This window comes from Catenulispora rubra (genome assembly GCF_015356825.1).
In the GTDB taxonomy this organism is placed as follows: domain Bacteria; phylum Actinomycetota; class Actinomycetes; order Streptomycetales; family Catenulisporaceae; genus Catenulispora; species Catenulispora rubra.
On the sequence record NZ_JAACYW010000854.1, the window covers coordinates 1 to 259 of the forward strand.

The window sequence follows — 259 nt, forward strand, 5'->3', positions numbered from 1 at the left end:
CATGCGACCTCGGTCCTGCGCTCCTCGTGAGCGATGGTCCGAGCGTCATTGAACACATGGTTGGTAGACGCTTCCCGACCCCCGTCGGGTTGTCGGTCTACTTGCCAGGTGACTCTTCTGACACCTCTGTCCGACCTTATTCCGGTCGGCTGGTGATAATCATCAATGGAGAGTTTGATCCTGGCTCAGGACGAACGCTGGCGGCGTGCTTAACACATGCAAGTCGAACGGTGAACCGCTTTCGGGCGGGGATCAGTGG

General features: G+C 58.3%; 1 rRNA gene. It reads left to right on the forward strand.

The features are described 5' to 3' along the window. Nucleotides 1-162 precede the first annotated feature (162 nt). Nucleotides 163-259, forward strand: a 16S ribosomal RNA gene (locus tag GWK61_RS55720); the annotation flags it as partial.